Consider the following 20,050-nt stretch of genomic DNA (forward strand, 5'->3'; position numbering starts at 1 on the left):
GGGTCGGGCCGCGCTCACTCCTGGTTGTCCCCCGGGGCCACGGTGAGGGAGGCGTCGTGCCGGTTGGCGGCCTCGTCGATCGACCGCACCGAGGGGTGGTGCAGGTCGAACGCCGGGGATTCGGAGCGGATCCGCGGCAGGGTGACGAAGTTGTGGCGCGGCGGCGGGCAGGAGGTCGCCCACTCCAGGGAACGGCCGTAGCCCCACGGGTCGTCCTCGACGATCTGCTTGCCGTACTTGGCGGTCTTCCAGACGTTGTAGAAGAACGGCAGGATGGAGAGGCCGAGCACGAACGAGGCAATGGTGGAGACCGTGTTGAGCGCGGTGAATCCGTCCACCGCGAGATAGTCCGCGTAGCGGCGCGGCATTCCTTCGGCACCGAGCCAGTGCTGCACCAGGAACGTGCCGTGGAAGCCCACGAACAGCGTCCAGAACGTGACCTTGCCGAGCCGCTCGTCCAGCATCTTGCCGGTGAACTTCGGCCACCAGAAGTGGAATCCGGCGAACATCGCGAAGACCACGGTGCCGAAGACCACGTAATGGAAGTGCGCGACGACGAAGTACGAGTCCGAGACGTGGAAGTCCATCGGCGGCGAGGCGAGAATGATTCCGGTCAGACCGCCGAAGAGGAAGGTGACCAGGAATCCGATCGACCAGAGCATGGGGGTTTCGAGGGAGATCGACCCCTTCCACATGGTGCCGATCCAGTTGAAGAACTTCACCCCGGTCGGCACCGCGATGAGGAACGTCATGAAGGAGAAGAACGGCAGCAGCACCGCACCCGTGACGAACATGTGGTGCGCCCACACGGTCGCGGAGAGTCCCGCGATGGCGATGGTGGCGGCGACCAGCCCGATGTAGCCGAAGACCGGCTTGCGGCTGAAGACCGGGAAGATCTCGGTGACGATGCCGAAGAACGGCAGGGCGATGATGTACACCTCTGGGTGGCCGAAGAACCAGAAGAGGTGCTGCCACAGCAGCGCGCCGCCGTTGGCCGCGTCGAAGACGTGGGCGCCGAACTTGCGGTCCGCCTCCAGGGCCAGCAGGGCTGCGGCCAGGACCGGGAAGGCGAGCAGGACCAGGACACCGGTCAGCAGGACGTTCCAGGTGAAGATCGGCATGCGGAACATCGTCATGCCGGGGGCGCGCATGCAGATGATCGTGGTGATGAAGTTGACCGAGCCGAGGATCGTGCCGAAGCCGGAGAAGGCCAGACCCATGATCCACATGTCGGCGCCGATGCCCGGCGAGCGGACCGCGTCGTTCAGCGGCGCGTAGGCGAACCAGCCGAAGTCGGCGGCGCCCTGCGGCGTGAGGAAGCCGGCCACCGCGATGAGCGAGCCGAAGAGGTACAGCCAGTACGCGAACATGTTCAGCCGCGGGAACGCCACATCGGGCGCCCCGATCTGCAGCGGCATGATCCAGTTCGCGAACCCGGCGAACAGCGGCGTCGCGAACATCAGCAGCATGATCGTGCCGTGCATCGTGAACGCCTGATTAAATTGTTCGTTCGAAATCAACTGGGTACCGGGGCGTGCCAGTTCGGCGCGCATCACCAGGGCCAGCAGTCCTCCCACGCAGAAGAAGGCGAAGGAGGTGACCAGGTAGAGCGTGCCGATCGTCTTGTGGTCCGTGGTGGTCATCCACTTGATGACGACGTTGCCCGGCTCCTTGAGCCGTACCGGCAGTTCGTCCTGGTCGGCGGCATCGGTCTCCACCGGTTGTGAGATGCCCCTCGTCGTCACTGCGACGCTCCTTCGGTCAACGGCCCGTATGGACTCGGCGACCAGGATGGACCCGCGGCGATCGGTCCGGTGGGACATCCTTCCCCGTCCCGCGCGAGCGACCGGGAAGGACACTCAAATGGCCCAACCGGCCCGGAATAGCTCACCGGGCAGCGGAGTTGGTGAAGCCACAGAACCACTTCTTCCCCACTCAGCAGGTATCGGAAGGTCGGATCCATGAAGATCGGCATTATCGGCGCGGGCAACATCGGCGGCAATCTCACAAGGCGCCTGACCGCACTGGGACATGAGGTGTCGGTCGCCAATTCCCGTGGTCCCGAGACCCTGACCGCCCTGGCCGAGGAGACCGGAGCCACTCCGGTGGCCGCGTCGGAGGCGGCCCGGGACGCCCGGATCGTGGTCGTGACCGTCCCGCTGAAGGCCGTACCCGACCTGCCCTCGGGGCTTCTGGACGGGGCGGCGGACGGCGTCGCGGTCATCGACACCGGGAACTACTACCCGCAGCAGCGCGACGGCCGGATCGCCGCCATCGAGGACGGGCTGACGGAGAGCCGGTGGACCGAGCAGCAGATCGGTCACCCCGTGATCAAGGCGTTCAACGGGACGTACGCGCAGGACATCCTGGACCGGGGCCGACCGCAGGGCAGCCCCGGCCGCCAGGCGCTGCCGGTGGCCGGGGACGACGCGGCGGCCAAGCAGGCCGTCCGCGACCTCATCGACGAGCTCGGCTTCGACACGGTGGACGCCGGTGGCCTGCACGAGTCGTGGCGTCAGCAGCCCGGAACACCGGTGTACGGCAACCAGGGCGATGCCGACGCCATCGTGAAGGCGCTGGCGGAGGCGTCGCCGAAGCGCACCGCGGAGTGGCGCGCCTGACACGCGCCGTGGAGGAGGCCGTGCTGCCCGGGAGCGTCGTCCCGGGCAGCACGGGGCCCGGGCCGGCCCTTCAGACCACCCCCGTCACCGTCACCCGCACCGAGACCGACGGCTCGGTGCGGACCGCGGCCAGCGTGGCGGCGTGTACGGCCCGGGTGACATCGAGGGCACGGTGGCCGCGGTGCAGGACGAGGCGGATGTCGATGTGCCAGGCACCGGTGGCCTCGTCGCGGCTCACCCGCACCCCCTGCGGTCGCGCACCGGTCCCGGTGGCCGGACGTGGGGCCCGGCCGGCGACCCGCGTGCGCAGCAGGTCCACGACACCTGGGCGCAGGAAGGCGACGCCGGGGACGTCCTGAGCGGCCCCGGCCGCCGCTTCGGCGAGCCGTTCCCGGAGTGTGTCGGCGGTCATCGCGCTGCTCCTCCCGTGCCGTAACGGTCGTACTCATCGCCTTCGCCGCGTTCGCCGCCGGTATCGCCTTCGTCGCCTGCGTCGCCTTCGTCGTCGAGGATGTCCACGACCAGGACGTCGGACGCGCCGAGGCGGATCCCGATGTCCCGGTCGGCGACCTCGGCGATCCGTGCGCGTACGGCATCGGCCAGGTCCGGCAACGACCGGTCCAGGGCCGCCGCGACCTCGACGCGTACATGCACCGGGCCCGTCGGGTCGGCCGGGTCGAGGGCCTCGATCCGGCAGCTCCCGGCCCGTACCCCCGGCAGCGCGTCGACCGCCGCCCGCAGCAGCCGTGCGGCCGCGGCCTCGACGATCCAGTGGTCCTCCTCCGGTCCCCCGAGGGGAAGCGGGCGCCCGGGGCGCAGTTCCAGGCGGACCAGATCCATCACACGGGCCGTGATGGCCGCCGTGGTCGCCTCGGGCACTCCGGGCTCCTCGGCGCAGGTACGGCGTACGGCATCGCCCAGGCCGGTGAGTTCGGCCAGGGCCGCCGAGCAGTGCGGGCACACCGACAGGTGCGGGTCGTCGGCTGTCCGGCCGGTGTCCCCGGCGTCCCAGACGTCGCTCAGCAGGCGCCCGCAGGCGAGCCGCTCCTCCTCTTCGTACCGGCTCTCTTCCGGCCGGTCGGGGTTGGCGCTCATCGCCATGCGCTCATCGCCTCCGTCAGGTAGCGGCGGGCACGGAAGACCCGGCCGCGGACCGCCTGCAGACTGATTCCGACCGTGTCCGCGATGCTCTCGTACGACAGTCCCTGCATCTCGCGGAGCACCCAGCAGACACGTTGTTCGGGCGACAGGCCCGCCATCGCCCCGGCCAGCGCGTCGGCCGCGGCCCGCGACTCGACGGCGCGGGCGGGGGACGCCTGGTGCTCGGGGGCTGCCTGTTCGGGCACCGAATCGAGGTCCGCCGCCGGTCTGCGTGATCGGAGCCGGTTGAGGCAGCGGTTGGTGACGATGCGGTAGAGCCATGTGTGGAAGGAGGCGTCCCGGCGGAACTCGGGAAGCTTGCGCCAGGCGCTGACGAAGGCGTCCTGAACGGCGTCCTCCGCGTCCGCCCGGTCCCCCAGGAGCCGCACCGCCAACTGCAGCATGGCGGGGCTGTGCCGCCGTACGAGCACCTCGAACGCCTCCTCGTCGCCCTCCCCGGCCCGCACGACCAGCAGCGCCTCGTCGGCCCGGACGCCCTCCGGCACCCGTTCCGTCATCTGATTCCCGTCGCCGGGCACGGACCAGCCCCTCCCTCAGTCGGTTGCACGACACCTTCTCGTTGTTGTCGGTCCTACTCGCCGGACAGGCGTCTTCCGTCTTCCGTTCTCCGTTGGACACCTGGCGCGGCAGAACGTCACGCACGAGGGGTCCGCGGAAAGTTTCCGGGAACCCGCGTGACGAATGGTCGGACAGCGTGTCCAACGAGAAGTCAGGCGATACGAGCCGAGCGATACGCGAGGAGTTCTCATGACCACCACCCAGACAGCCGCAGCCGTTCCCGCCGCGGGGACGGGGCCGGGCGCGGGCGGACAGAAGCAGAGCGGCGGAGTCAGCGGTACGACGACCCTCGGGAGCGGAGCCACCGGCGCGTCCGAGCCCGCGGCGACGCGGGGCCGCACGTCGATCGCCGACACCGTCGTCGTGAAGATCGCGGGGATGGCGGCCCGGGAGATCCCGGGCGTGCACGACATGGGCGGCGGCCTCTCCCGCACGCTCGGCGCGGTGCGCGACCGGGTGCCCGGCGGCCGGCCGAACGTCGGAAGGGGGGTCAAGGTCGAGGTGGGCGAGCGTCAGACGGCCATCGACCTGGACCTCGTCGTCGAGTACGGCGTCGCGATCACCGATGTGGCGCACGATGTGCGCGAGAACGTCATCGCGGCGGTGGAGCGTACGACGGGCCTGGAGGTCGTCGAGGTCAACGTGACCGTGAACGACGTGCACCTGCCCGAGGACGACGACGAGGCCGCTCCGGCCGAGACCCGCGTGGCGTGACGGCATGACACGGAGGGTGGACGGGCCCGGCCCGGTGGACGGTGTGCCGGGCCGGGGCGTGCTCGGGGCCGCGGCTGGCATGGCGCTGGGGTTCGCGGGCTGGTTCGGCGGGTTCGGGGCGTTCCTCGTGGTGGCCGCGCTCGGCGCGCTGGGCTGGTTCGCCGGTCATCTCGTGGACCGGGGCACGGGTCTGCGGGAGTTCCTGGACTCACTGGTGGGGAGGCGGCAGTGACGGTCCCCGCCGCCGGGCGCGGTACGACGACAGTGGCCCCCCGGGCGGTCCGGCGGATCGCCGAGCGGGCCGCCGCGGAGGCGCTGCCCGACGGCGGGTCGGTGATCCGGGGGTCGGCCGCGGTGCGCGGCGCCTCCGCGCGGATCGCGGTCGGCGTGCGGCTGCCCTATCCGGTGCGGGCCGACGAGGCCGCCCAGCGGATCCGGGAGCGGGCGGAGACCCGGACGGCGGCCCTGACGGGTCTGTCCGTGCCGCGCGCCGAGGTCCACGTCGACGCGCTGTCGGTCGTTGCTGCCCCGCAGGTCCCGGAGGCCGAGCCGCGCCCGCCCAGCGACAAGGCCGGCTCCGGCCCACGGATCAGGGCGCAACGGCGTGTCCCCGCGGCGGTCCTGGCTGTCGTGGGAGCCGCGGCGTGCGGGTTGCTGCTGGTGGACGTGATCGCGGTCCGGTTCGGCGGCTCCCCCGCCGGGTGGCGGACGGCAGTGGTCGACTGGGCGGCGGCCCATGGTCCGGCGGACACCGCGGTACGGCTCGGAGGCGTGGGCGCGGCGCTCGTGGGCGCCTGGCTGCTGGGCTGTGCGCTCCTGCCGGGGCTGCGGCGAAGGCTGCGGATGGCGGCGCCCGCGCCGGAGGTACGGGCGGCGCTGGACCGTACGGCGGCGGCCCGGATCCTGCGGGAGCGGGCGCTCGGCGTACCCGGGGTGGTACGGGCTCGGGTGAGCGTGCGTCGGCGGCGGGCGAGGCTACGGGCCGGTGTGGGGTACGGCCGTCCGGAGGAGGTACGCGCCGAGGTGGTCCGGGTGCTGGGCGCGAGCCTGCTGGAGCTGGGGCTGGTCCGTACGCCCGCCCTGCGGGTCCGGGTGCGGCGCGAGCCGGGCTGGCGGGCCCCGGAGTCGGGGGAGCCGGAGGGACCGGAGATGCCGGAAGGGCCGACCGCGGCGGGGCCGCAGGGCGGGCATCACGGAGGGGATCAGGACGAGGATCTGAAGGGGGATTTGGACGGGCCGCAGGACGGGTCTCGGGGCGGGCTTCGGAGCGGGCCTCAGAACAGCGGGGAGGCGTGAGCGGCGTGACGGACGGCGGTGTGAGGGTGTGGGGAGCATGGCGGTGATCAGGCGTGGCGCGGTGAACCGGGCGCTGCTCGGGACGGTCGGTCTTGCCCTGCTGGCCGGTGGAACTCTGCTCGCCGTCGGGGACGGTGCGGGGCTGGGCCGGGTGGGTCGTGAGGTTCCGGGCTGGTGGTCCGGCCGCGCGGCCGACGGGGTGCTGCTGGATCGCGGCGGACTGGCCCGGCTGCGGGAGAACGGCTGGTGGACGCCTGCCGTGATCGTGGCGCTCACCCTCGTACTGGCGCTGCTCGTCCGGTGGTTCGCCGCCCAGGTGTCGGCGTCCGGTCCCCGGTGGGTGGGCCTGCGGGGCGCCGGTCTCACGCTGCGACGGCGGGCGTGGGAGCGGGCGATGACCTCGCAGGCGGGCGCGGTCGACGGCGTGGCCCATGCCCGGGTGCGCCTGGCGGGCCGGCCGCTGCGGGCGTCGGTGACGCTGGTCGTCGAGCCCGAGGCCCGGCCCGTGGAGGTGGTGCGCCGGGTCGCCGCCGGGGTGGTCGCGGACGCGCGTCGCTGCGCGGGCGTACGCGGTCTGCCGACCGATGTACGGGTACGGGTGGCGAACCGGCGGGAGCGGCGCGCGCGGTGAGCCTCGGCGTGGAGGGCCCAGGTGGCAATGCACAGGGACCGCTCCCCGGCTCAACCCGTTGACTACTCGTGAGTAAGGTGTGGGCCCGGGACGCGGCGCCACGGTCCGTCCGGTCCCGGAAACGTCCCGACGACGACCGTGGACAAGGAGTTGCGTCATGCCCCGCACCATGTCCGTAGCGGACAGCACCGTCATCGCCGCCCCTCCGGCGCAGGTCTACGAACAGCTCAGCGACCCCACCGCCATGGGCCGTTGGAGCCCCGAGAACCGCGGGGCGTCCGTGCGGGGAGAGCGGCGCGCCACCTACGTCGGCATGGTCTTCGAGGGGCGGAACAAGCGCGGCGCGGTGAGCTGGACGACCCGGTGCACCGTGACGGCGGCCGATCCGGGCGAGCGCTTCGCCTTCCGGGTCCATGCCATCGGCGTCCGGCGGCCGCGGCTTCCCGGGCCCATCGCGACCTGGGAGTACCGCTTCGAAGCGGTGGACGGCGGGACCCGCGTGACCGAGACGTGGACCGACGACCGGCGCTCCTGGCCGGACTTCGTGGCCAACACCTTCGATCGCGTCGCGACAGGCGGGAAGACCTTCGCCCAGTTCCAGCGCGGCAACATCCGGACCACGCTCAAGCGCCTCAAGGCCGCCGTGGAGAAGGACGCCCGGGGAGCCGCGTAAGGGCCCTCGCTTGCTGCGGGGGTCCTCCCTTGTTGCGGGGGCGGAGTTCGTCTCCCGGGACGTGTCACTCCCCCGGTGCACACTGGGCGCGTACGTGTGGTCCGAGCGCAGGGGGACGAATGGGCAGCGAGGAGGGCGCCGGGTTCGAGCCTGCGACCGGCGACGGGCCGCCGCCAGGTGGGAGCGCGCAGGCGCGCGCCTCTTCGGTGCGGACGGCCTTCGAGGGGCTGATGCAGATCCGCAGCCTGACCGGAGAGCGGCAGGACGATCCGGAGGGCGCCCCGGCCCCGTGGGAGCTTCACCGGCCGGTCCGGGCCGTGGCGTTGGCCCTGGAGAGCTCCGGAGCCGCTCCGTCCGCCGTCGACGCGTCGGGCCACCGGGTGGCCGCCGGGTACCGGGTGCGTACCGGCGAGTCGGCCGGGTCGGTACGGGTCGACTGGGCCGGGCCGCCCGGCAGCGGCGCCGCGCACCACGAGGAGGAGGCGCTGGCCGCATGCGCCGAGGTGCTGCGGCGGCTGGGCTGGACCGTGCTGCTCTACCGGGGTCCTCGCAGGCGGCGGTATCTGGAGGTTGAGCCGCCGGCGGGAGTTCCCGGGGTGCGGTAGCGGGCGTGAAGGGGCGTTGTCAGACCCATGGGAGATGCTTGACGGTCCGACACATCTGACCAGGAGACGCTGAGATGGACAAAGACGAGCTCGCCGCGGCGCAGGCGTATGTCCGCCTGCTGGAGGCCACCCGGGCCGCGCTCTCGGACCCGGAAGACGCACCCCTGTACCTGCCGCTGCTCACCTCACCGATGCGGGAGGCCGACCGCGCCCTGCGCGGTGCGGGGCTGACGGGGAACGAGGACAGGCTGTTCGCCCTGGTGCGGGAGTTGCAGCCGAGCCTGTCCGGCAGCGACAGGTAATCAGGAGCGACAGGCAGGCAGGGGGAAGCGCCGGCCGGGGGCTCGGTCTCAGGCCGTTACGCCGGCGGTGGCGCCGGGGGCGAGACCGAGCTCCTGCTCACCCGGCCCGAGGAGGGCGAAGAAGCGGGCGACCGCGCTGTCGTCCACCTCGGCGAGGGTGGCCGGTTTCCACTGCGGGCTGCCGTCCTTGTCGATGATCCGGGCGCGAACGCCCTCCACGAAGTCGGGCTCCTCACGGATCCGGCCGGAGACGCGGAACTCCTGGTCGAGGGCGGCTTCCAGGCTGCCGAGCCGGGCGGCACGCCGTACGGCGGCGAGCGTGACCTTGAGCGCCAGGGGCGACCGGGCCGCGAGCTCCGCCGCCGTATCCACCGCTGCGGGGGTGGCGCTGTCCTGGAGCCGTCGGACGATCTCCTCGACGGTGTCCGCGGCGTAGCAGGCGTCGATCCAGTCGCGCTGCGTGGCGAGCTCACCGGCGGGCGGCTCCTCGGCGAACCTCTGCACCGTCCGCGCCACATCGTGGGCGGTCGCCGACGCGTCCAGGGCCTCGGTCAGCTCCGGCAGGCTCCGCGCGGGTACGTAATGGTCGGCGAGGCCGCACAGCAGGGCGTCGGCGGCCCCGACGGAGCGGCCGGTGAGTGCCAGGTGGTTGCCCAGTTCGCCGGGTGCGGCGGCCAGCAGGTGGGTGCCGCCGACATCGGGCACGAATCCGATACCGGTCTCGGGCATGGCCACGCGTGAGCGTTCCGTGACGATCCGGAGGGAGGCGTGGGCCGAGACCCCGACTCCCCCACCCATCACGATGCCGTCCATGAGGGCGACGTACGGCTTGGGGAAGCGGGCGATGCGGGCGTTGAGGCGGTATTCGTCGCGCCAGAACTCCAGCGATGCGCGGCCTCCGGCGCGGGTGTCGTCGTGGAGGGCGCGGATGTCACCGCCCGCGCACAGGCCGCGGTCGCCCGCTCCGGTCAGTACCACCGATGTCACCGTCTCGTCCTGCTCGGCCCCGGCGAGCGCCCCGTCGAGAAGGCGGACCATGGCGTGGGTGAGCGCGTTGATGGCGCGGGGCCGGTTCAGGGTGATGTGCAGGGAGTGACCGCGGGTCTCCAGCAGGACGGGCCGGTCGTCGTTCATGTATGCGCTCCGCTCACTGGGGACGGTGGGGGCCTGAGGGCGGACCGTCCGCCACGGTCGGCCGGCCCGTTCCTGCCATTCTGCGACTCCGCGGCCGTGCTCCGGACAGGGGGGCGGCGGGGCGGGCCCGGAGGCGGTGCGCAGGGGCCGGGTTACGGCGGCTGGTCCGGGAGGGAAGTTCGGTGGTGCTCCGCTGTGGCACTCCGGTGCGTGCGGCTCGACAATTGAGGCCTACGGGGCGCGTCGCCGCGCGCCCCGCCGGACGATCTCCGGAGCATGCATGACCGACCACGAACGGCGGCAGGACACCGACTCCGCTCCGCTGCGCCGGATCGACCGGAGGACAAACGGTGAGATCGGGCCGACGGAGCGTCTCGCCATGAACCGGACCGGCAGCTTCGACTGGGATCTCGACGCCCGGACCCTGGACATCGACGACGCGGGTCTGGCTGTCTTCGGTGTGGACCCTGCCTCGTTCGACTCACGTCCCGGCGCGCTGGTGGAGCGGCTGGAGCCGGCGGAACGGGCTCGGCTGGACGTCACGATCGACGAGGCCATCACCGGCGGCAGCAATTCCTACAACGTCCACTTCCGGGTTCCGCTGGACGACGGGACGACCCAGTGGACCCATGTCCAGGCCCGCATCCTGCGGTCGAAGGACGGGAAGGCGCACCGGATCGTGGGGGTCGTCCGTGACGCGACGGCGGAAGTCACCCATTCGGCCTTCGTGCTCGATCTGGAAAAGCGCCGGCAGCGGCAGACCAACATCGTCGAGCGGACCACCAGCGCCATGTCACGTGCGGTGACCGTCGACGATGTGACAGCCGCGCTCACCGGTCCGGGCGGGCTGGCGAGACTGGGGGCGGACGGGCTGGCCCTGGGGCTGGTGGAGAACTCCGCGCTGAACATCGTGGCGCTGAGCGGCGAGTCGCTGGAGGCGCTCGACGGGCTCGGCTCCGGGGACCTGGAGCGCAACCTTCCGCTGGCCGACGCCATCCGCAGCGGACGGCCGCGGTTCATCACATCCCTCGCGGCACTGGCGCGGCGGTATCCGGTGCTGGAGCCGCATCTGGGCAGGCTCGGGTTCCGGGCCGCGGCCTATCTGCCGCTGGTGGCCCAGGCCCGGTCGCTCGGCGGACTCGCCCTCTTCTACCGGGAGCGCACGGTCTTCAACGCCGATGAGCGGATCCTGTGCCTGGGCCTCGCGGCCATCGTGGCACAGTCGCTGCAGCGGGCGATGCTCTTCGACGAGGAGCGGGAGTTCGCCACCCAGCTCCAGTCCGCGATGCTCCCGCCCCGCATACAGGACATCGAGGGCGGCGAGATCGCGGTGCGGTACCACGCCGCGTGGAGCGGGCGGCAGGTCGGCGGCGACTGGTACGACGTGATCGCCCTGCCCAAGAACCGTTACGGGCTGGTCGTCGGGGACGTCCAGGGGCACGACACCCATGCCGCCGCGATCATGGGCCAGTTGCGTATCGCCCTGCGTGCGTACGCCGCCGAGGGGCACCCCCCGGCGACCGTGCTGGCGCGGGCCTCCCGCTTCCTCTCCGAACTGGACACAGACCGCTTCGCGACCTGCACCTATGCCCAGGTCGACCTGGCGACGGGCGCGGCACGTGTGGTCCGCGCCGGGCACCTCGGGCCGCTGATCCGGCATGCCGACGGGCGGGTCGGCAGTCCGCAGGTGCGCGGCGGTCTGCCGCTGGGCATCTCCACGGATTTCGGGGACGAGGAGTATCCGGAGACCCGGCTCGATCTGGTGCCCGGGGAGACGTTCGTCCTGTACACGGACGGTCTGGTGGAGGAGCCGGGCGCCGACCTGGACACCGGGGTGGATGCGCTGCGGAACGAGGTGAGCGCGGGTCCCGCGGGGGCCGAGGCGCTGGCCGACCATCTCTCGGACCGGCTCTGGGAACGGTGGGGGTCGGGGGACGACGTGGCGCTGCTGGTCCTGCGGCGCAGCCCCGATGTGGGCTCCTCGCAGGCGCCCCGGCTGCACCAGTACATCCACCAGGCGGATCCGGAGGGGCTGTCCGACGCGCGTGCGATCGTGCGCCAGGCGCTCGCCGACTGGGGCATGGCCGAGTTCGCCGACGACGCCGAACTGGTCACCGGTGAGCTGCTGGTGAACGTGCTGCTGCACACGGAAGGCGGGGCGGTCCTGAGTCTGGAGGTGCTGCCGGAGCCGGTGCGGCGGATCCGGCTCTCGGTGCAGGACCGGTCGAGTGCCTGGCCCCGGCGGCGTACCCCGGGAGAGACCTCGACGTCGGGCCGGGGGCTGCTCCTGCTCGACGCGGTCGCCACCCGCTGGGGCATCGAACCCCGCGGCGAGGGCAAGGCCGTCTGGTGCGAGATCGGTCCCGCTCCCCCGCCCGCCACCGCTCCTGCTCCGGCCGCCGTGGAGCAGGTGCCGCCCGCCGGGCAGCGATGAGGGGCGTGCCGCATCACCTTCAGCGATGCGGCACGCCCCTCGACCGGCGGCTCCGACACATCGGGCGGCCCGGCGCCGCTCACCGCCTCGGGCGGGAGCGACGCCGGATGCCCTGGCGTCAGCTCTGGGTGGTACGCCGCTTGCGAACGGCCCACAGGATCCCGCCACCGGCGAGCAGCACCGCGAGAGCGGCACCACCGATGACCGGCGTCGCGGACGACGAACCGGTCTCGGCCAGGTCCGGCGAGCTGGGGCTCGGGGCGGGCACGGCGGGCGCGGACTCCGAAGGCTCACCGCTGGGGGTGGCGCTCGGCTCGGGCGTCTGCGTGCCCGGGGTCTCCGACGGCGTCGACTCGGTCGGAGTCGGCTCGGTGGGGGTGGGCTCGGTCGGAGTCGGCGTGGGAGTCGGCTCCTCCTCGCACGCCTCGACCGACTTCTCGTCCTTGAACGAGTGCTTGCCGCCCTCGCTGGCGTCCTTGACGTCCAGTCGGACGGTCACCGGACCGGAGTGCTCGGGAAGAGTCAGCTTCGTGCTGAACTCACGGCCGAACTCCTTGGTGGGCAGCAGGTCCTTGCCGTCCACGGTGACAGTCACCGTGTTGGGGACGTTCGGCGAGTAGTTCTTGAGGTCAACGGTCACCTCGGAGCAGGTCACGGCCCAGGTGGGGGTGTGAGCCGCGGCCGGACCGGCGGAGATGACGCCTCCGGTCAGACCGACGACCGCAGCGGCCACGATTGCTCCCGCGCCACGCCACGATCTCCTGGGTATGGTCATGGATACTTCCTCCAGCTGAATCTCATCGCCCGAATGGCGGTGGGGCGCACAGTACTGCCATCGCCACGTGAGGACGCACCCACCCCGTGTGTCACCCCCCGAACGAACTCCGGCCATACCTCCGCCACTTCACCCAAGACGGACAGCTACTTCGCGCCACTGTCCGCCGCCGATGGCTCATGTGACAGCCGGTGCCGTCGGCCGGGAGCGCCGCACGGAAAGCCGCGGAGGGCTCAGAGGGCCTTGTGCATGATGTGCAGGCCCACATAGCCCTCGGTCGGGTGGCGGAACCCCTCCGGGAAGGTGCCGATCACCTCGAAGCCGATGGACTCGTACAGCTTGACGGCGTGGACGTTCGTCTCGACCACCGCGTTGAACTGCATTGCCCGGAAACCCGACGTGCGGGCCCACTCGACCGAGTACTCGCACAGGGCTCGCCCCACCCCCTTGCCGGAATGGGCGGGGTCGACCATGTACGTGGCGCTGGCCACGTGCGAGCCGTTGCCCATGTGGTTCCGGTTCATCTTCGCCGTGCCGAGAACCTCTCCCGCATCGTCGACGGCGACGACCACGCGGTTCGGGGCGGCGACGTACCACCAGCCCTGTGCGTCCTCCTCGCCGAGGTCGAGCGGGTAGGTAAGAGTCTCGCCCGCGGCGACGATCGTGTGGAAGAACGGCCAGATGGCGGGCCAGTCCTCGGTGGTGGCTTCCCTGATCAACATGCGGACATGATGCCCGACTCGAACACCCGTCCGCGAATGGCTATCCGTCGCTCCGCCGGCGCCATCCCAGCCTGGCCAGCAGCCGTTTCCGGCCCGGCTCACGTACTCCGGACGGCAGGTCCCCGGCAGGAGGCGACGGCAGCGTTGCCGACTCCACGACGGGCAGGGGCCGTGGTGGAGCCGCGCGCGGGGCGGGCGAGAGGGCGGGTGAAGGGGCGGGAGCCGTCCGCGCCTCGTGGTCCTCGCCCGGGTGTGGGGCCGGTCGCGCCTCACGGGCGCCGTCCAGACCGAGGGTCAGATTGATCCGCCGCCACAGGATCTCATCGGGATCGTCCGCCAGCATCAGCTGCCCCATCGTCTCCCTGGCCGCCACGGAGCCCGGCCGCCCGAAGACGGGCTCCGGCCTGACCCGTGCGAGATAGGCGCGTTCATAGGGGTCCTCCACCACCTCCGCCAGGTGGGCGGGGTCCAGTGCGGTCGCCTCGACCGCCGCCCGCGCCCAGGGGTCCCCGGTGCGGTCCAGCAGCCGCTCGATCCGCTGGGTACGCCAGTTCCGTGCCCTCCAGTCGCCGCCCGCCTCCAGCATCGTGCGCATCCCAAGAGGCGTACGGCCGGCGAGCAGCTCGGGCTCCCGCACCGCGAACGAGGCCAGCTCGTCGGCGAGATAGAGCCAGACCACCGCGCGATACCGGTTCAGATAGAACGTGACCGGTGAGACGCAGCCCGCTCTGGCCAGCCGGGTGAACCGCGCGGCGGCGATGCCCAGCAGAGCGGCGCCGTCCGCGGTGCCGACGGTGCGTACCCGCTCCGCCAACCCGTCGGGAAGTCCCGGGTCTTCACGCAGCCGCGCGACCTCCCCTTCGGGCACCCGCGGCCGCCCGCCGCCGGGCCCGGCGGTGACGGCGATCAGCCCGAGGTGCACGGCGAGCTCGAATTCGCTGCGCCGCAGCCCCAGTTCCTGCGCCGCACGGCCGGCGGCCACCGTGGCCGCCGGTGCGTCGGGCGAGGTGTGCGCGGCCTCGTCCCGGATCTCGTCCATACCTCGGATCTGCTGGGCGTCCTCGGCCTGCGCGCGGATCGCTTCCTTGACCGTCATGACCGTCCTCCCCGTGGACCTCGAATACTCTCCGTGATCACGGTAGCCCGGCGGGGTCACATTCGGTCAGGCCTGTGGATAACTCCTTCCGGCCAGGGAAAGCCGCAGGTCGGACGGGTGCCGGAAGATTTTCAGAAAGGTTCGGCACCCTCCGGCCCGCCCTGGCGGACGGAGACACCGAGGTGCTCGCCGACCCGGTTGACGAGCAGGGTCATCTCGTAGGCCACCTGCCCCACATCGGCTTCGGCCGCGGTCAGCACGGACAGGCAGCTGCCGTCGCCGGCGGCGGTCACGAAGAGCAATGCCTCATCGAATTCGACCATGGTCTGGCGGGCCCGCCCGGCCCGGAAGTGCCGCCCCGAACCACGCGCCAGGCTGTGCAGACCGGACGAGACCGCGGCCAGGTGTTCGGCGTCCTCGCGGGCCAGTCCGGTGCTGGCTCCGGTGACCAGGCCGTCGTTCGACAGCACCAGGGCGTGTCGTATGTACTGCACCCTGCTGGTGAGATCGTCCAGGAGCCAATCGAGTCCCCGGTCAAGCGCCATCTGCTCGTCCTCCCCGTGCCTTCGTTCCCCGTACCCCGTACCCTGCTACGCGCGTAAGCCTTGCGCACCGCCTCCGTCCGGGCAAGCGCCCCCCGCCGCCCGGGGCGCCGCTTCGCGCCACACGGGCATCGGGCCCAGGATGAGCGCATGGCACATCACATGACCGATGAAGAATGGCGGGCCTTCCTCTCCGAGGGCACCCGCACCGCGAAGGTTTCGACCGTGCGGGCCGACGGCAGTCCGCACATCGCGCCCGTCTGGTTCCTGCTCGACGGCGACTCACTGGTCTTCAACACCGGCAAGAAAAGTGTGAAAGGCCGCAATCTGGAGCGCGACGGACGGGTCTCCCTCTGCGTCGACGACGACCGGCCGCCGTACGCGTTCGCCGTGGTGCAGGGGCATGCGGAGCTGAGCGAGGACCCCGAGGAACTGCTGCGGTGGGCGACGCGGATCGCCGGGCGCTACGTGGCGCCGGAGGCCGCCGAGGAGTTCGGCCGCCGCAACGGCGTGGCCGGTGAACTGGTGGTGCGGGTACGGATCGACAAGGTGATCGCCCTGGCCGACATGGCCGACTGACCGGCCGCGTAACGGCGCCGGGCGGTCAGCCGACGGAGTCGAGAAGCCGGGCGGTGTGCATCCGTCCGGCGTACTCGACCGTACGGATCAGGACGTCCTTCCCGGAGTCCCGGTCGCGGGCGTCGCACAGCACGACGGGCGTTCCCCGGTCCAGGTCAAGGGCGTGCGACACGTCGTGCGCCGCATAGGTGCGCGCCCCGGGGAAGCAGTTGACGGCGACGACGAACGGGATGCGCCGGCGCTCGAAGTAGTCGACGGCCGCGAAGCAGTCCTCGAGCCGCCGGGTGTCGGCGAGGACGACCGCTGCCAGGGCACCTTCGGACAGCTCGTCCCACAGGAACCAGAACCGGTCCTGCCCCGGTGTGCCGAACAGATACAGGGACAGACCGGCGTGGATGGTAATACGGCCGAAATCCATCGCTACGGTCGAGGTGGCCTTCCGTGCCACCCCTGCCGTGTCGTCCACCCCCTGTCCGGCCTCGCTGAGCGTTTCCTCGGTCCGCAGCGGCCGGATGTCGCTGACCGCGCCGACCAGGGTCGTTTTCCCGGCGCCGAAGCCGCCCGCCACCAGGATCTTCAAGGCCATCGCGGTGTCGTCGTCCCGGTGGGTGTTCGGAGCGCTGTGGGTGCTGTGAGCGTTCTCGGCGTGCTCAGAGGACATCGACCACTTCTCCCGCGAGTGAGCCGCACACCTTGGCGGAGCTCGGTTCAGCTGTTCGGACATCGCTTCGGCACAGCATGGCAACCGGCTGTGCGGCCCGAGCGGGTTGATCGTTCTTGATCGATGCGGATCCGGCCCGCCCACTCATGCCGCATCTCGTCCCCCTGCCGTCCCTCTTCTGGCCTCTTATGGCCCGCATTGCGCGCGGTGTGCCCCGATCACAGCCCCGAGCGATTTCGGCATGGCCTCTACACTGGTTTTTTCGGTCGCGGCAACGGACGTGGTGACGGGTCTGGGCGGGCGGCCCACGGACGGGAGAGACAAGAGTGTCAACAGGTACCGGCGGCGGTTTCCAGGATCCGCCCGCCGAGGTGCTGGCCGAGGCCGCGGCCGCGTTCGGACTCCTGGCGACACCGGCGAGGCTGCACATCGTGTGGGCGCTGGCCCAGGGTGAGAGCGATGTGACGGGCCTCGCCGAGCGGGTGGGCGGCACGCTCCCCTCGGTCAGCCAGCATTTGACCAAGCTCAAACTGGCCGGTCTCGTGCGTTCGCGACGCGAGGGCCGCCGGCAGGTCTACCTGGTCGACGATCCCGATGTGGTGACGGTCGTCCGGCTCATGGTGGGCCAGCTCGCCGAGCGGGCCGGGTACCCGGCCCAGGGGCTCGTCCGCCTGCGTGAGCTCGGTGCCTGAGGGCAGCGCAGCCGCGGGACCCGGCCGTACCAGCCCCGGAACTTCGGCCTCCGTGACACCGTTCCCGGCCGTCGGCACATCGGCGCCGGAGCCCGTACCCGAGATCGTCGGCACGGAGCTCGGTACCACCGCCCCGACTCCCGGCACCGGACCGGTACTCCCCGCAGGTGAAGACCTCCCTGCAGACTGCGCTCGCTGGACAGCGGACCGCGCGGGCTGGTGGAGGCGCGGGCCGAGGAGTGGCTCGCGCGGTTCGGGGAGAACGTGCTGCCCGCCTGGCGCCCGGTCTCCCGGCCCCGGCGCTTCGTCCGCAGTCTCCGGGACCCCTTCACCTCTGTACTGCTCTGTCTGGGGCTGGTCTCCGCCGTCGTCTCCGCCTGGGGCACGGCCTGCGTGATCCTGGCGCTCGTCGGGGTCAGCTGCCTGCTGCGTTCGACCGAGGAGCACCGCGCCGACCGTTCGGCGGCGGCGCTCAGGGAGCTGGTGGCGACCACGGCGACGGTGGTGCGCCGGGCCTCGGCGGACGCGGCGCCCCGGGAGCGGGAAGTACCGGTGGCCGACCTGGTGCCCGGCGATGTGATCCGCCTGGGTCCGGGCGATCTCGTACCGGCCGATGTGCAGGTGCTCCGGGCGGGTGGGCTCACGGTGCATCAGTCGGCGCTGACCGGGGAATCGGCACCGGTGGCGAAGTACCCCCTCGACGCACCGGACCCCGCGCTCGCCGGGGCCGGGCCCTTCGCACGGCCGCAGCTGTGCTTCCAGGGCAGCAGTGTGACGTCCGGCAGCGGTACGGCGGTGATCGTGGCCACCGGAGGGGAGACCCGGTTCGCCGCCGCGCACGACGGCCGGGCCCGGCAACGGGGTGCCAGCGCCTTCGACCGGTCGGTGCAGGGCATCTCCTGGACGCTGATCCGCTTCATGCTGCTGACCCCGCCGCTGGTGCTGATGGCCAATGCGGCGCTGCGCGGCCGGGGTCTGGAGACACTGCCGTTCGCGGTGGCCGTGGCGGTGGGGCTCACCCCGGAGATGCTGCCCGTCATCGTCACGACGGCGCTCGCACGGGGTGCGGCCCGGCTCGCCCGTACCAGCGGAGTGATCGTCAAACGGCTGCCCGCCCTGCACGACCTGGGTGCCGTCGATGTGCTGTGCCTGGACAAGACGGGGACGCTGACCGAGGACCGGCCCTTCGTCGAAGAGGCCGTCGACGGCTCGGATCTGCCCGATCCCGACGTACTGGGATGGGCCGCTCTCAGCGCGCTGTGGACCCTCCAGCTGGCGGAGCTGCCCGCGCCGGACACCCTCGACGAGGCGGTGCTGGACGCCGCCGACGAGGCCGGTGGGTGGGGGCCGTCCGCCGCGTACGAAGGTGTGGCCGCGCTGCCCTTCGATCCGGTGCGGCGGGTCGCGACCGCGGTGCTCCGGCGGCCCGGCCGGGTCGGCGCCCACACGCTGGTGACCAAGGGTGCAGTGGAGGCGGTGCTCGGACGGTGCGCCCTGGACGGGGACGAGCGGGAGCGGCTGCTCGCCCTCGCCGACCGGAAGGCTGAATCGGGGCTGCGCCTGCTGGCCGTGGCACACGCCCATCGGCCTGCCCGGCCGGGCGCCTACACCCCGGCGGACGAGCGCGGTCTGACGTTCGTGGGCCTGGTCGCTCTGCGGGACGTCCCCACGCCGAGCGCTGCCGACGCCCTCGGCGTGCTGGCCCGGCGGGGAGTGACCGTCAAGGTGCTGACCGGCGACCATCCGGGCACGGCGGCCCGCGTGTGCCAGGACCTGGGCCTGCGTACGGACGCGACGGGCGGGGGCGACGGCATCGTGACGGCCGAGCTGGTGGACACGCTGTCGGACGCGGAGTTGGCGCGGGTCGCGGACCGGGCGACGGTGTTCGCGCGCTGTACCCCCGAGCACAAGGCCCGGATCGTCTCGGCGCTGCGCGCCGCCGGGCACACGACAGGGTTCCTCGGCGACGGCGTCAAAGATCTGCCCGCCCTGCACGCGGCCGATGTCGGTATCTGTCCGCGCAACGCGGTCGATGTGGCGCGCGAGGCGGCCGACGTCGTGCTGGCGGAGAAGGACCTCACCGCGATCGACCGGGCCGTGCTGGAGGGCCGGCACAGCAGCGGGAACATCGCGACCTTTCTGCGCATCACCCTCTCCTCCAACCTGGGCAACGTCATCGCCATGCTGACGGCCGGACTGATGCTGCCCTTCCTCCCCATGCTTCCCGCGCAGGTGCTGGTGCAGAACCTCTGCTTCGACGCCGCGCAGCTCGCCTTCGCGTTCGACCGCCCGGCGGCTTCCGCCCTGCGGCGGCCCACCGTGCTGCGGTCGCGCGACTTCCTGCGCTTCATCACCGGCTTCGGCCTGCTCAACGCCGCCGCCGACCTCGCCACCTTCGGTGTGCTGGCCCTCGCACTCCACAACGCGGCCGGGACGGACGGCGAGGCGGCGTTCCACGCCGGATGGTTCACCGAGAACCTGCTGACCCAGGCCCTCGTACTGGTCCTGCTGCGGACCGGCCGCAGCGCCGCCGAGCGCCGGGCCGGGGGTCCTCTGCGGGGCGCCGCGGCCGGACTCGCGGTGGTCGGTGTCCTGCTCCCGGTGACCCCGCTGGGGCCGTTGCTCGGAATGAGCGCCCTGCCCCCTCTCTACTACCTGTTGCTCGGCTCGGTCCTGGGCCTGTACGCGGTGGGGCTCACGGCGGCACGGAGGCGTTACGAGCGGCGCCATCCGGCCGGCGTCGAGCAGGAGCGGAGCGTACGGAAAGCCGGCGCGGAGCTCTGAGGGGGGCGGTCGTCCCGGCCTAACCGCACAGTTGTGCAGTTGCGCAATGCGGCAACTGTTGCCGCGCAGA

The 20,050-nt window shown here is 72.1% G+C and carries 20 protein-coding genes and 2 pseudogenes; 12 read left to right on the forward strand and 10 right to left on the reverse strand.

All coding sequences use genetic code 11. The features are described from left to right. Positions 1-14: 14 nt before the first annotated feature. Positions 15-1,745, reverse strand: coding sequence for an aa3-type cytochrome oxidase subunit I (gene ctaD / locus ACK8N7_RS01970; protein ID WP_399581225.1), 1,731 nt, complete (start codon positions 1,743-1,745; stop codon positions 15-17). Between the two features lie 207 nt (positions 1,746-1,952). Here ctaD and ACK8N7_RS01975 point away from each other — a divergent pair. Further along, positions 1,953-2,621 (forward strand): annotated as a pseudogene (locus tag ACK8N7_RS01975) (NADPH-dependent F420 reductase); the annotation flags it as partial. Between the two features lie 70 nt (positions 2,622-2,691). On the opposite strand, the gene ACK8N7_RS01980 reads toward ACK8N7_RS01975, so the two are convergent. The 3 genes from ACK8N7_RS01980 to ACK8N7_RS01990 are packed head-to-tail and all read right to left on the reverse strand — an operon-like array spanning position 2,692 to position 4,279. Beyond that, complete coding sequence (locus ACK8N7_RS01980; protein WP_500440556.1) at positions 2,692-3,033, reverse strand: Asp23/Gls24 family envelope stress response protein; 342 nt, start codon at positions 3,031-3,033, stop codon at positions 2,692-2,694. Further along, a complete protein-coding gene (locus tag ACK8N7_RS01985; RefSeq protein WP_500440558.1) occupies positions 3,030-3,722 on the reverse strand; it encodes a hypothetical protein in 693 nt (230 codons plus the stop codon). Before ACK8N7_RS01985 ends, ACK8N7_RS01980 begins: the two co-directional genes overlap by 4 nt. Next, the gene (locus tag ACK8N7_RS01990; protein WP_500440560.1) at positions 3,713-4,279 is read right to left on the reverse strand and encodes an RNA polymerase sigma factor; all 567 of its coding nucleotides are present in this window, start codon (positions 4,277-4,279) and stop codon (positions 3,713-3,715) included. Before ACK8N7_RS01990 ends, ACK8N7_RS01985 begins: the two co-directional genes overlap by 10 nt. A gap of 250 nt (positions 4,280-4,529) precedes the next feature. On the opposite strand from ACK8N7_RS01990, the gene ACK8N7_RS01995 reads away from it, so the two are divergent. From ACK8N7_RS01995 to ACK8N7_RS02025, 7 genes are all read left to right on the forward strand, one after another. Further along, the gene (locus ACK8N7_RS01995) at positions 4,530-5,054 is read left to right on the forward strand and encodes an Asp23/Gls24 family envelope stress response protein (RefSeq protein WP_403217874.1); all 525 of its coding nucleotides are present in this window, start codon (positions 4,530-4,532) and stop codon (positions 5,052-5,054) included. 4 nt (positions 5,055-5,058) lie between these two features. Further along, complete coding sequence (locus ACK8N7_RS02000; protein ID WP_031125296.1) at positions 5,059-5,286, forward strand: hypothetical protein; 228 nt, start codon at positions 5,059-5,061, stop codon at positions 5,284-5,286. Beyond that, positions 5,283-6,350, forward strand: coding sequence for a DUF6286 domain-containing protein (locus ACK8N7_RS02005; protein WP_500440563.1), 1,068 nt, complete (start codon positions 5,283-5,285; stop codon positions 6,348-6,350). The genes ACK8N7_RS02000 and ACK8N7_RS02005 overlap by 4 nt, the downstream gene beginning before the upstream one ends. A 37-nt stretch (positions 6,351-6,387) precedes the next feature. Beyond that, the gene (locus ACK8N7_RS02010; RefSeq protein WP_500440564.1) at positions 6,388-6,981 is read left to right on the forward strand and encodes a hypothetical protein; all 594 of its coding nucleotides are present in this window, start codon (positions 6,388-6,390) and stop codon (positions 6,979-6,981) included. A gap of 157 nt (positions 6,982-7,138) precedes the next feature. After that, complete coding sequence (locus tag ACK8N7_RS02015; protein ID WP_403217877.1) at positions 7,139-7,654, forward strand: SRPBCC family protein; 516 nt, start codon at positions 7,139-7,141, stop codon at positions 7,652-7,654. 119 nt (positions 7,655-7,773) lie between these two features. Beyond that, a complete protein-coding gene (locus ACK8N7_RS02020; RefSeq protein WP_500440566.1) occupies positions 7,774-8,259 on the forward strand; it encodes a hypothetical protein in 486 nt (161 codons plus the stop codon). A 74-nt stretch (positions 8,260-8,333) separates the two neighbouring features. Continuing rightward, positions 8,334-8,561: a hypothetical protein gene (locus ACK8N7_RS02025; RefSeq protein ID WP_015606445.1), complete on the forward strand. Its 228-nt coding sequence runs from the start codon at positions 8,334-8,336 to the stop codon at positions 8,559-8,561. A gap of 48 nt (positions 8,562-8,609) precedes the next feature. Here ACK8N7_RS02025 and ACK8N7_RS02030 read toward each other — a convergent pair whose 3' ends face one another. After that, the gene (locus tag ACK8N7_RS02030; protein ID WP_500440567.1) at positions 8,610-9,695 is read right to left on the reverse strand and encodes an enoyl-CoA hydratase/isomerase family protein; all 1,086 of its coding nucleotides are present in this window, start codon (positions 9,693-9,695) and stop codon (positions 8,610-8,612) included. A 280-nt stretch (positions 9,696-9,975) separates the two neighbouring features. Here ACK8N7_RS02030 and ACK8N7_RS02035 point away from each other — a divergent pair, with 280 nt between their 5' ends. Further along, positions 9,976-12,129: a SpoIIE family protein phosphatase gene (locus ACK8N7_RS02035; RefSeq protein WP_403217880.1), complete on the forward strand. Its 2,154-nt coding sequence runs from the start codon at positions 9,976-9,978 to the stop codon at positions 12,127-12,129. 118 nt (positions 12,130-12,247) lie between these two features. Here the strand turns inward: ACK8N7_RS02035 and ACK8N7_RS02040 are convergent, their stop codons facing one another. The 4 genes from ACK8N7_RS02040 to ACK8N7_RS02055 all read right to left on the reverse strand — a co-directional run bounded on the left by ACK8N7_RS02040 (position 12,248) and on the right by ACK8N7_RS02055 (position 15,267). Beyond that, entirely contained in the window at positions 12,248-12,904 is a 657-nt protein-coding gene (locus ACK8N7_RS02040) for an LAETG motif-containing sortase-dependent surface protein (protein WP_403217881.1), read from the reverse strand. A gap of 233 nt (positions 12,905-13,137) precedes the next feature. Next, positions 13,138-13,626 carry a GNAT family N-acetyltransferase gene (locus tag ACK8N7_RS02045; protein ID WP_500440570.1) on the reverse strand — a complete coding sequence of 163 codons (489 nt, stop codon included), beginning with the start codon at positions 13,624-13,626 and terminating at the stop codon, positions 13,138-13,140. A 40-nt stretch (positions 13,627-13,666) separates the two neighbouring features. Continuing rightward, complete coding sequence (locus tag ACK8N7_RS02050; protein ID WP_500440572.1) at positions 13,667-14,722, reverse strand: DUF6397 family protein; 1,056 nt, start codon at positions 14,720-14,722, stop codon at positions 13,667-13,669. 131 nt (positions 14,723-14,853) lie between these two features. Further along, positions 14,854-15,267 (reverse strand): roadblock/LC7 domain-containing protein, encoded by a 414-nt coding sequence (locus ACK8N7_RS02055; protein ID WP_015606451.1) that lies wholly within the window; start codon positions 15,265-15,267, stop codon positions 14,854-14,856. Between the two features lie 147 nt (positions 15,268-15,414). Between ACK8N7_RS02055 and ACK8N7_RS02060 the strand changes: the two genes are divergently transcribed. Continuing rightward, the gene (locus ACK8N7_RS02060) at positions 15,415-15,843 is read left to right on the forward strand and encodes a PPOX class F420-dependent oxidoreductase (RefSeq protein WP_355122885.1); all 429 of its coding nucleotides are present in this window, start codon (positions 15,415-15,417) and stop codon (positions 15,841-15,843) included. Between the two features lie 25 nt (positions 15,844-15,868). On the opposite strand, the gene ACK8N7_RS02065 is transcribed toward ACK8N7_RS02060, so the two are convergent. Next, positions 15,869-16,504, reverse strand: coding sequence for a GTP-binding protein (locus tag ACK8N7_RS02065; RefSeq protein WP_500440575.1), 636 nt, complete (start codon positions 16,502-16,504; stop codon positions 15,869-15,871). Positions 16,505-16,830: 326 nt separating this feature from the next. Between ACK8N7_RS02065 and ACK8N7_RS02070 the strand changes: the two genes are divergently transcribed. Together ACK8N7_RS02070 and mgtA are read left to right on the forward strand one after the other, a co-directional pair. Beyond that, positions 16,831-17,196, forward strand: coding sequence for an ArsR/SmtB family transcription factor (locus tag ACK8N7_RS02070; RefSeq protein WP_403217885.1), 366 nt, complete (start codon positions 16,831-16,833; stop codon positions 17,194-17,196). After that, positions 17,189-19,980, forward strand: a pseudogene (mgtA, locus tag ACK8N7_RS02075) (magnesium-translocating P-type ATPase). The gene ACK8N7_RS02070 and the pseudogene mgtA overlap by 8 nt, the downstream one beginning before the upstream one ends. Positions 19,981-20,050: the final 70 nt, after the last annotated feature.

The organism is Streptomyces griseobrunneus, from assembly GCF_046713465.1.
Lineage (GTDB): Bacteria > Actinomycetota > Actinomycetes > Streptomycetales > Streptomycetaceae > Streptomyces > Streptomyces microflavus.